Origin of the sequence: Photorhabdus sp. RM71S, assembly GCF_042879355.1 — a bacterium.
Taxonomy (GTDB): Bacteria; Pseudomonadota; Gammaproteobacteria; order Enterobacterales; family Enterobacteriaceae; genus Photorhabdus; species Photorhabdus kayaii.
Genome location: NZ_JBHFKV010000077.1, coordinates 1 through 13,222, shown reverse-complemented (window position 1 = coordinate 13,222; position 13,222 = coordinate 1). Strand labels below are relative to the sequence as shown.

2 protein-coding genes are annotated in these 13,222 nt (G+C 42.9%); both read right to left on the bottom strand.

Annotation, left to right across the window (positions count from 1 at the left end; genetic code table 11):
- Positions 1-2,190 (bottom strand): MARTX multifunctional-autoprocessing repeats-in-toxin holotoxin RtxA (gene rtxA, locus ACGF5R_RS22455; protein ID WP_387692814.1); only part of this gene is annotated, 2,190 nt, incomplete at its 3' end.
- Between the two features lie 809 nt (positions 2,191-2,999).
- A partial coding sequence (locus tag ACGF5R_RS22450; RefSeq protein ID WP_387692812.1) for a membrane-targeted effector domain-containing toxin occupies positions 3,000-13,222 on the bottom strand: 10,223 nt, incomplete at its 5' end.

Sequence of the window (13,222 nt, the reverse complement as noted above, 5' to 3'; positions counted from 1 at the left end):
GGTAACCAGATCTCCCGCACCGAGCTTAGTTAGTACGTTAGCGCCACCTAAAAGTACAGAAGAGATATCCCCTGCTCCGGCCTGAGTGATGACGTTAAAACCGCCCGCTCCAGACCAGTTCCCATTGCCATTACCTATTTGGGTATGAGTGTTGTACCCGCCCAACATCAACACCCGGCTGTTACCGTTGCCTTTGTGGATCGAGATATTGCCATAGGACAGAAGATGAGCCAGATATCGTCCATCCCCGATCCGCACAAGAACATTTGCTGCGCCGCCGGCATAAATATCCATTTCTCCATGCAGGCTTTGGTGCACCAAGACATTGGCTAAGCCCGCACCACGGAACGATAGATTGCCCTCTTCACCGTTTTTCACAATGACGTTAGCACCACCGCCCCCTTCAAAATACGTATTACCGAATGTTGAACTGTGCAGAATAATGTTAGCCGCCCCCGCTCCTGCGAAATTAATATTACCGTGCGTCACATTGGATGTAATAACGTTTCCACCACCAGCACCGATGAAATAAATATTACCGGAACTATCACCACCATTCTTTGATGATTTGATAAGATCTTGCTCAGAATAACCTTCAAGATCCGTCAAGCAATCAGCAACATCATCTGATATATTTAAATCATAATGAAGTTGGCTTAACGTATAACCAGCCCCAATTGATCGATAACCGCGAGGATAGGAAAAACTTTCATCCGCTAAACGGCCAGTATGGTCACCTTTTTTATACCAAGATTTTGCAATATATTTCAGCTTTCCTGTTTCATAATCATTCGCCAACTTAACCTCAACCACTTTGGTATAAGGTTCCAGAAATATTGCATATACATAAGTATCAGGTTGCTCATTTGATTTAACCGGAGAGACATCAATTTTCAGCCCATTAGAAGAGATCGCGTATCCTCCCATTTTGGCACTACCCAGTGTGACATTTTTCGCTTCAATGTTAGTACCATAGGAATAATTCACCCATTTATCGGTTAATAATTCCTCCTCAACGCCCTGTATTGTGGTTTCTTGTCGATATACAAAATTAATATCAGCAAGCGTAATAGCACCTTCCCTTTTAACGGGGATAAATCCATTATTTACGTTGATATTTTCCTTAGCAATATCCTTAAGATGATTACCTTCCTTATACCAAGAAGTGGAATAATAACGGAGCTTACCGGTATCAGGATTATTTTGCAGCCGCACAGAAACAACTTTAGTATTAACATTATTGGCAATGGCAAAGAGATAAGTATCAGGCTCTACAGAGGATTTAACTGCTTTAACTTGCTGAGATTGTTGAATCCAGAATCCCTCCATTGTTGCTGATGTCATAACAATATCTTTAGCCTGAGCAAATTCTATTTCATTTTTCGTACCTGCTCGGGTAATTTCGTTATAAGCTCCTGCACCAGTAAAATGAATATTACCGTGGGCAACATCAGAATAGAGTTTGTTATAACCACCCGCACCTTCAAGAGTAATATTACCCTGTGTCTGTTCATATCCATCTTCACTATGACGTATACGTTCAATGCGATTCGCTGCCCCCGCACCACGCAAGATAACGTTACCTTCTCTACCCTTACGTACAATATGATTATCAGCACCAACACCATTCAAAATGACGTCACCGCTTTCTATCCGCGAATCGATACTATTTGCAGCGCCTGCGCCGTTAAATGTTACATCTCCTTGAGTACCCTCATAATGACTAAACCAGGTACGGTCAATTTTATTAGCTGCTCCTGCACCAGCAAAATAGATATTTCCCTGATCAATTTCATGCCATAATTCATTGTATCCACCAGCCCCTTTAAAACTTGTATCTCCAGATAAACCTTTACGAACCAGTTTGTTATAGCCAGCAGCACCCGAATAATTTAAATTTCCCGTCTCACCGGTGTGATCAATAAAAGCCGCACCGGACGCACCAGAAAATGACAGGCCGCCATTTCCCGTTTTACGAATACCGGTATAACCTGAGGCTCCCTTTACCGAAAGTTCACCATTCGTATGATATACATCGACCTTTAATGAACCAACAGTAACATCATCATTTCCGCCATAAGCATAAACTTCACCCCCAACACCAATAGCAGTAATACTGTTACCGTCATTATCGTCATAATATTTCCCAGTAAAAAAGTACTCTGTACTTCTATTTGATGATTTCCCCATCAATAGTCCTTTAATTTATTATTGAAGTTAAGCAGAAAACCACTGCACCTAACAGATAGGGCAGTTATTTTGAATATTCAATCTCTCACAAAACAGTAAAATCTTCTGATTTTTAATAGCAAAAATTTAAATAAAGAAAAAAACCGCTATTAAAATTAACATCAGCTATTATTTTTACGAATTTATCAGACATACTTTTTTCCAAAAGTAATTTATTAATAAAACGGATATAACAAGGAAAACACTAAGTTCAGAAAAGTTTCAATTTGATGCATTTATACCCGTCATCTTTCAAGTTGCCTCTTTGTTGGCTGCACTCACTCACCCCGGTCACATAGTTATCTATGCTCCCGGGGATTCGCTCCCTTGCCGCCGCGATGCATCTTGAAATCCATAGGGTATATAAACACCTTAAAACAAATCCATCGAATGAGATAAATAAAAAATTCAAAAAGATCGTTAACGCAGATATTTTTTCCACGATAATATTGAAAATACAGATAAGATAATAAAGTAACGACTAAGCTAAGATATAAAATTTCATCAATTACGATCAATTATTTTATTCCATTTCCATAAATAACCACACAGATTATAACTATTAAAACAATATAAGTAAATGAGATAATAATATCCTACTTTTTTAGTCAGGAAATAATAATGATAAATAAAATTCATCAATAAAAATAACCATAGGTCAGTGAATAACCTATAATATAATGAACATTCGTTATTCAGCAGTAAAAAATGGCTCACTCATTCTGTGAGCCATTTTTATTACTCATTCTACTTTTATTCTAGAGACTTAATTACGCAAATTGCGCCTTGCCAATAGTGATATCTGACCACGCCGTTGTAATGGCAATTTTCGCCTTACTGTCCAGATTTTCAATAAAACCATTATCACCCGCTGTCGGCGCAAAACTGCTCATTGACTGGATCAAAGTATCAACCGCATTATCCGATAGCGCCGTAAACTCACGCTCTCTCGATGCATTCTTATCTCCCATCTGCGCCACCAGTTTGGCACGATTACCACTAAAGTAATTGCTAAAAGTGACCGAACCTATTGATTCAAATGCCCCCTGAGCAGTTTTATCCTCAGTATGGCGGTTTACTGATAATACCAGATCATATCCGCTACGCTGGAACCACAGGTTTTGCCAGTCAATGCCGTCAAAGACAATCATATCTTCTGCATTGATATCATCAACCTGACTGTCAATCACCTTACCACTGACCACAAAGCTATCTACACCCGCACCACCCTGGAAACGGTTCTGATAACCGCCTAACACCAGCAGATCCTGACCATCACCACCATCAAACTGACTAAACTTCGAAATAGTGGCCGCTATCAGATGGTCGTCACCTTCTCCACCATTAATCACCGCATGGTAGCCCATCAGTTTAATCACATCGTTACCGGTGTTGCCGTCAATCCGGTTATCATTACCAAATACTCTGGCAAAATCATGGCCTGCACCCAATTCAACCCGGTTGTTATTACCAATAGTCACAGCATAATCTTGATCTTCTCCGGTATCCACCCGGTTGTAGTTGCCTGAAGTAACAACGTAATCCTGGCCTTTATCGGTATTAATTAAGCCACCTTCGCCAAAGACAAACGTCTGGTCATTACCTTCGCCCATGAACACATGGTTAATACGTCCGGCTACCACCGCGGTATCATCACCACTACCGCCAAACATCCAGTTCTCACGTCCCATCAGGACGCCCAGATCATTGCCTGCACCGCCTGCAAAGATGTTGGAAGTGCCGATTGAATAATAAACATCATCCCCGCGACCACCCCAGAAGTTGTTGTTATCGCCCAAATAGGCGCCAAGATCTTTACCATCACCGCCCCAGTTGAAGTTGTAGTTACCCAACGATACATGGATATCGCTATCCCCTTGCAGATGACCGCTGTTACGCAAGAAATCAAACGTTTTCTGCTCCATATTGAGCAGATCTGCGGTTAGATTTCCTTTTAAATTGGTCACTAATGACTTCATCTCTTCTTGCTTATCTTTACTGAACATCGTCGCAAATAAGTTAGGCAAATTCAGCGAATGAAAACCAAGTGCACGCTCTGGTTTGGTGCTCTCCGTCCCTATAGTCGCTGACGTGCTGCTCTGCGCTTTTTCATTTTCATCGGGCTCTTTCTGTTTCAGTCCATGACTCTCAGCAAAGGATTTAATGCCATCCGTCCCCATATTGAGGTGAGATTTCAGGCCGTCTAGCAATTGATCTGGATCAGTGAAAACTTTCAGTTGTTCACCACCGAATTTTCCAATGACTTCAATCATCTCTTTTAGAATAGCCACACCATCCACTGGCTCGTCTCCACGGGAGACAATACGACCATCCGCAGTGTAATCTACATCAAAGATATCCGCTAAAGTGGTATCTGCATTCACACTGGCTAACCGGCCAAGCAATTTGTTCTTAAGCTGGCGGGGCAAATCCTGCGGATTATAGGTAAACGTTGTCTTCGCTATACCAGTTGTCGAGTATTGTTGAGTCATTAAACTGAACAACGAACCCAGGTTAGTATCGAGAATCGACTGGATATTATCACCGAACATAAAGTTCCAGTTGCCCGTGGTCACTTGAATATCCGCCCCCTGTCCCCCTACTGCAAAGTTAAATGCCAGTTTCTCATTGGCCTGACGGAATTTATCTGCACGGCTCATTTTACCCATATCAACGCTGTTGCCATTATTACTTAGCCACTGGTTGAATTGCTTATTCAGCGCTGCTTCCGTATCACTTTTCAGACCACGGCTACTACGCTCATGTTGAGAACCCAAATCAACCAGCGTCTTATAGTCAACGCTGCTGGTTTGGTCCAAACCAGACATATCCTGAACAAATTTTTTCGCACCAGCGATTGTCCATTGCTGATCTTGCGCCGCTAGCCAGTCCTGCTCTTCACCAGAATGAGCAATGCTTTGCAACACACCGGAAATACGGGCCGCACCATCAAATGGATTAACCAACGGCGGCGTTGGCAAGGATTTATCCATCATCACAATCAGGTCATTACTACGGCCTTTATTGAAACTGACGTTACGATTGCCAATAAACATTTGTGCCCCTTCAAGCGCCTGATAACCGGCAATATCGAAGCTGTGTTGACTGTCGCCATTGCCAATGTGCACCATCACATTATTATCTCCGAAGGCCAACGACTTAAAGCCACCGGTACCCACTTTGATGCCAACGTTCGATGTTCCCCAATTGAGCGCACTAAATTCACCATTCCCCACATTTACCTGAATATTACCCGAGTAACTTAGCTGGTTATTCGATATATGGCTTGAATCGGTTTCAATTTTATTTTTGCGCTTCTCTGGTGCGGTGAAAATATCTGTATTATCCACAATTGCACCTTTGGCTAGCGTATCTGCATCCGCTATACCGACACGAGAAAGATTGATATCGCTTTCAGCAATATTGCGACGCACTCGCTCTGAACGAGTTTCAAGTTCACCTTTTTCATTCCAACTCAAGACGACTTTGTTATCAGTCAGGTTATTGATCCATTGATTATTTTCATTTTGGGTAAATTTACGGCCAGTCACATCAACGGCAACTTCACTACGACGAGCCGAAACAGTTGTGTGAATATCTTGCCCTTTTAAGGCGGTGATGAAGTGACGGGCAAAGCCATCTCGTTTGTCATCATTAATCAGCGAACAACCCACGATGCTAATGTGGTCTGGTTTACCCGCTGGACCAAAGCTCTGAGTGAATTGTTTGAGTTTTATTGCCAGTTCATCGGTACTGTAACCACTCAGACGCGTGTTATTCCGCTCGGATTCGCTACGACCATGCCCCACAATCTGCCAGCGTAACTTGTCTGATGGTGTAAATTTAGATGAATCACCATAGACAACGCGGTATTTCCCCTCAGAATCAAGTTGAACAACTACGCTGGAATCCGGGTGCTTACTCGCCAGATTAGCCGCTGCTTTGGCTGTTACAGGATCATCCTCCATTTGGATAATCATTTGACCATCAAAGCGGGTCCCTCGACCATCGGTTTGTGGCATTACCTCTACTGTTTGCCAGAGCTCAACGGGCTTATGAACTAACTCTACAGCTGATGTGGCTTGCAAACTATTAAGCAATTGAATGCGCGGCACATTGGCAACATCGTCATAACGCTTGCGCAAGCTAATATCATCCGCCTGAGCTATGAAACGGTTATTTGCATCCACTTTAAGGGCCGGCAAACCGAGACGATGAGTCATGCCAGGTACAAAATGATCAATACCTTCATGGGATTGCAGATGAGCATCACCATAAATGGCAACAAATTTCTCTCCCTCAGCTAATTGTCCCAACCGCCCAACCGCCACATTATTAGCTGCACCAGCACGATACATCAGGCCATGTTGTGATCCCTCTATTGCCGGACGAGTCGTGCTGTTGTCATCCAATGCAATAATTTTGATCCCTTTACTTTTAGCCTGCGCAAATAAGTCAACAGGCAAATGTTTGGTCTCAATCATAGCGGCCAGTTCAGCGGGCATATCTCCACCTGCCAAGAACTTATCTATCAACGGCTGAGCCAAATCCGAACGCAAATGCTCCAATCCAATAACCGTCACGCCATGAGCTTTCAACGCATCCATCTGCTCATTGACAAAACGCAATCCATTAAGATCTGAACCATGACTCTCACCGATCAGCAACCCTTGGCGATCCTTAAGTAGCACCGATAACTGGTTATTCAGATCTACCCCGTCACTAAGCTGACGGTTGAGTTGTGTCAGGGCGTCTGAGGAATATTGTTTGTCCCAAGCCGCGACATCTGTTTGACGGGAGCTGTGATATATCGCTTCTATCTGTGCCAACCTACCTCGCTCCAACTGAACCAAGTAGGCAGGATTAGCAAACCGATTAAGTAAAATCGCTTCGTGTGAACCAGCAAAATTTGGATCCGCTTGTTTAGCGACTTCCTTAAGGAAATAGACCGCCATCTTCACATCTTCAGATCCCGTCATATCCAGCAGCTCATTATAACTATAGCCGAGATGAACCCGCTTATTCTGCTCATCAATCCGGGCATGAGTCAGTAATCCTTTATCTTGAGCTCGACTCAGGCATTGTTTGAAATCATCAAACTGATCACCTAAATCCACATGGAATTTAGGATTAAAAGCGAGATCGGCGGGAATTTCCCCCTGATATCCTAACTTAGCAGCAAGATAAGGATCTTCCTTCACCCAACGCACCATCAGATCTGTCAGTCCTGATGTATCACCACGAACTTCATTGCGGGCAATCTGGTAGATCCGTAATGCCATCTCAGGTCGAGTTTGAGCTATCTCCAGCAACGGGCTACGCACCTCCTGTAATGCACCGCTAAACATAATATCCCCCAGTTGCGTCTGTACGTTGCTCAAGGCGGTATTACGTTTGGAATCAGGATGTGCATCAAGGTAACGGGTAATACGTTGATATAGTTCGAAGCCTGCGGCTAACTGCTCGTTTCCAGTCAGGTTATGAATGCGGTCAAGTTCGTCCAGAATTGCCTGATAAGAAGGACCTATCGGTTTAGCAAAAACTTTGGCCTCTTTACGCAAACCATCCTTGGTAATAAGTTCATTCAATAATGGAGTGCTATCATTCTCCATGACGACTGTTTCTAATGCCTTATTTTTGCCAGATAACGCAGTTAAATCTTCCACAGGAGAGTGGTTTTGTTTTTTCGCTATTGTTTCAAGCTGAGCTTCCTGAAGTGCCTGAGCATAGTTAAACAACTCAGTTGGCGTCCAGGTACCAAACTTTGGTAGCCACTTATGGCCGACAAGTTTATCTGCACCCCCTGCTTTTAATACTCTGGCAACAATGCTTGAACAGTTATTCGTCAGCAATTGATAATGCTTATTAGGGTCGCTACTGATTTTATTCCATTCCGTCTGCATTGCCGCCACATCCAGACCTTCAAGGTTAATGCGGAATACGCGCCCTTGATCGGCTTCGCTAATTTTAAATTCCCGAGTATTCTCCAATTCTCGCTCTTTAAATTCACGAATGACATTAGCAACACGTTTTTCTGCCAGTTGAGGGGCTTGTACATTTTTATCGGCTTGATATCGCAATTCTTCCGCAAAAAGTCTGCCAACATCGGCCATCTCATATTGATGATCATTCCACATTTCAACAAATGGCTGGTATATCTGCTCAGGAATGTCGGCTGATTGCAACAACGTAGGATTTGCCAATACCATCATAGCAAAGCCTTCAGTAACATCTTTGAAGGTTATATCTATCCCTCGTGCCAATTGCAGCTTTTCAATGAAACGTTGTAATTTACGATCACCATCTTTCAGGCCGAACTTATCATGCTCTTCAAAGGCGACATCTGCTTCAAGAGTTTTATGGTTCAACGACGGCCACCAACTGACATAATTTTTCTCATTGATAGCACCTGCGTCGTCAGTATTAATATGCGCACGTCCCTGACCAATTTGCATGGCGACGTGACCCAATTCGCTATGATCGCTCGGTTTCCAAACAAACAGTGTGGCACTTATCGGAGATAAATGTTGCTCAATCGCTTGATGGATTTTTCTTAAACCAGAGACATCAATGCCTTTACCATCCATCGATAAATCACTGGCTTTCAGATTCGAGAAGACGGCATCTGAAACATCTTGACCATATTCTTTAATAACCGCTGCTTTGACTTGCTCGACCGCTTTATCAAAATTCTCTGCTTTCTGGTCAATATAAATATTTGCCTTACCCCGAGTGACAAAATCGCCATTTTCATCAACATAAAAGTGTTTTGAATCCTTGAGATTCGCACTGTCAAGCTTATCGTACAGACTACTGAAATCGCCTTGCTCTGGGATTCTCACTGTGGATTCAGCGAGCACCATCGACTCTTCAAAGCGCGTGTCAATTTGAGACAATAAGTCCTTCATTGCTGGTACACGACCTGAGTCAGGATGACCTAAGAGATATCCTTCAACCTGTTGGCGCAAATCGGATAATTTTCCAATCACATCCAATTCATAGTCTTTTCTTCCTTGTCGAGCATGGTGATAACTCTCTAATGCATCAATCACTTTTTGGTAACTGTCACCACGAATTTTACCTGCAACAGATGCGGCTTGCTGGAACTCACTCACCAACATCAATTTTGGTACGGGTTTCCAGATGCCATTCACTTTCTCAGTAAGAATTCGAGTATGTCCTTGATGATGAGATATAATCCGATCTTCAATGAAATATAGCTCATCAGGTAACTGTGCATAATTGTCGTAATTAGCAAGAATAAAACGTTCAACTGCTTTAAGCAGATTATTGCTGGTGGTATTTTTTACAATAATTCTCTTAAATTCATTGCCATTACCTGGCCACGAACGCACCTCAAATCCTTCACCACTCTTTTTCACTAATATGTTACGTTCTGTACGTAATCCATAAAACGGTAATGCTTGATTTAGCATCGTGTCGACAGCACTGAGCTTAATATCGAGATCAACAACGGTATCGGCTTTATAGCCGCCGGGGTTAGCTAACAGCCGTTTTTTCTGTTCTTCAATAGTCAAAGCATCAAACCGCGCCTGCACAGCAATACCCGCCTCTGTTAATTTGCGGCCAATCGACTCGGTAGGCAACCCTTTATATTCACTTGCCGGCTTATCCAACAATCGAATATCACCGACTAATCCTTCACGTTGTAGTTTACGCAATACAGGTAATTCAACATTCCAGAAATAGTTGCCAAGACGTAATCCCCCCTCAGAGATCAAATAAACATCACCACGTGATCCCGCGGTATAGATGGAACTCCAGAAACCGGTGTTGCTATACGTAGCAGCATCAATTGCCGATCTTAGCGCTTTATGTTCACTATTTTCAGGATCGGCGAGGTACATAATTCCCCAACGCATGAGTTGCTGATTGAGTTGAATCGCAAAAGCGTTTCCCTGCACATCAACATCGTAAACAATTTTCTTACCATCCGGTTGAGCGGCCTCAAGAACATCTCGATGCCTTCTAAAACTCTTCCCGGACCAGAATGAAACAATACTTTTGTCATCGCGGGCAGGTTCAAAGCTATAGCCATAACTGTCTAGTTTTGTAATAAACTCAACTCGTTTATCCCAGTCATAATCTAGTGTGGCGTCAACAAATAGTTTCGCTAAAGACGTGATTTCATTTTCAGGTACTTTATTTTTGGCATTGGGATTCTTGAGATGCCGTTCAACAAAAGTCACTATCCGTTGCCTGGTTTTATCAGAAATATCTGCATTAACACGCTTAAATCCGGGAACAGGAATATATTCGTCCGACATATTATCGTTACCATTATCAAGCCAACGGTAGATATGGGCGATTTTTTGTGCACGACTGAGTACGGAAGAATCGACTGCCCTCTTCTTGCTGCCACCCAATCCTTCCAGATTAATACCAGAAATTATCGGCGCTTTTCTAACGAGTTCACGCGTCTCATGTGAAAGAGGAACTACAATGCTGTCAGATTGTGTTTCAACAGACCGAGGAATAAACGAAACACCCGTATTTTTTGCACGAATTCCCGCGTTGATCTGCAACCGGCTAACAGCTTGTTTAGCACTCTCCAACGCTTGCAATTCTTCTTCGGTCAGTCCTTGATAATATCTGTTTCTCGCTTCTGGCATCGATTCAGGATCAATATGGCTGCCGGTTTCTCCCGCCCCCGTTGACTCATAGGCTTTTTCTCCTGACAAGCCACTGCCACTTGCACCAATACGAGCAGGTTTGGAGTCACTCAGTTTCGCCCCTTTAGCATCAGTTTGGGTCTGAGCCGCTTTACTTTCCGCCGCTACAGTATCACGCTTACCACGGCTTTCTGCATTCTGATACGCAATATTGGCGTTATCCTTCGCCTTTTCTGCCTGCTGCTGTTGTGAAAGTGCTTCTTCTTTTCTCTGATCTGCTTTGAATTGTGCATCTACACCATCAAGAATCGCCTTATCACGATTTTGTTTACCTTTTTCGGCGCCTGCTTCTGATAGCACCACAGCATCTTTTACTTTTTGCTGTGTATCAATAGTATCCCGATGTATCTCTGCCAGCCGTTTTTCTAATGTCGGACGGATATCATCCAACCGCTTCTGGATGTCCTCAGAAATTCCACCCGCGTAGTCGAGATAATGGTTATCCAACTCACGACTACCATCAGTTTCATCTTTAAATTGTTTAAATTTGTCAGCGATTAAAGTCAGTTCTTCAGTCACTGCCTGAGCTTCTTCTTTTATCGCATCACTCTGCACTTGCCCATTCTGGTTAAGCGCTTCCTGATCCGTTGATTCCAATTGAGATTTCGATTTTTCAACCGCTGCCAGTTGTTTCTCTTTTTCTTGTTCCAGAAGCTGACGATCTTTTTCGGCTTTTTCTTTATCACTTAACGCATTTTTAGCCGCCTGATCTTGCCTAGCATATTCAGTAACACTATTGGCTGGCAATGTACCTACAGATTTTGCAACAACGTTATCCAAGATATAACCAATACCATTATTATCGCCGATACCTTTAAATTCGATACGGTTAGTACCTGCTTTAGCGATTAATTCCAGTGTTTCACTTTGCCATGCTGTATCACCATTAGTAATGGTAAATTTACTTTCACCATTCCAAATAACTTCCATGCCTTCATTAGGCATAATATTATTTGCACGTTTTGCAAAATCAAAGCTTAATGAAATGACTTCACCTTCAAACCGGTTTTTTAGATCCTGGTAAATAGTAGTACTGACATCCACATCAAGTTCACTGACCCGTGAGCCATGACCTACATTATCAAGGCCGTAAGCACTTGCCTCATGATATGCTTCAACACCATTGGTTGATTGCCAACTTTGATCACCGCGTTCAAAATCACCATTCAAAATCAATGACATCTCAGATTTTACAACGACATTATCTAAGATATAGCCTAACCCATCATTCTGGCCCGTACCTTTAAACTCAATTCGGTTAGTACCTTCTTGTGCGGTTAATTGTAAGGCCTTATTTTGCCACTCAACTTCGTTGCCAGAGGTTGTGAAGATACTTTTACCATTCCATATCACATCCATACCTTCGCCTGAAGCAAGACCTGAACGTTTTGCAAAGTCAAAGCTCAGTGAAACCACTTCTCCTTCCGACAGATTTTGCAACTCCTGCGAAAGCGTGGTGTTAACATTCACATCAAGTTCACTGACTCGTTTTCCATGACCAGCATTATTAAGGCCGTAAGCACTCGCCACATGGTATGCCTCAACACCATTAGTGGACTGCCAACCTTGATTACCTTGTTCAAAATTACCATTGACGATCAGATTTTCGTTCCGATCTGATACCGATCGCGTTTTTCGATTCAACGAACTGGCTAAAGAATTTTCTATTGAGTCAATATTAGGTACTTCTACCGCTGTTACAGAACTACTCAGACGATTGTTTAAGTCCGAACCAACTTGATTAATTTCATCCATCTTAAAACCATCAATGGAGGAAACTTCAGTTAAGTTAATCGCACCTCTGCCTTTATGGGTGCCCGACGTGTTAGCTTCATCCCCATGCACCAGATAGTTAATCGCCTGGCTGCCACCCACACCGAGTACAGTTTGTTTGATATTGTTGAAGAAAGAGGTAAGTTTGTTGCTTTCTGTATTACTCGATGCCACAGCCAAGCTGTAAAAATCACCATCACCAATCTTAATCGCCACGTTGTTGCGCGCATAAGAGGCATTAACATATAAGCCATGACCAACTTGAATATTGGCATTACCTAAGCCTTTCATTACCGCAACATTGAGGCCATCCCCAACTTTGGTATTGACGTTATATTTCCCCCACGCCACGTCAACCGAAATACCATCCCCCACATGGGTATTAATGTTAGCGTCACCATGAGCAGCGGTGACATTTAAACCATTGCCCACTGTCGTCGTGACGTTAGCTTTCCCTTTTGCTGCCGTAATCTGCATACCGTCACCCACTTTGGTGACGACATTGCCTTCACTCCATAAGGCATTAA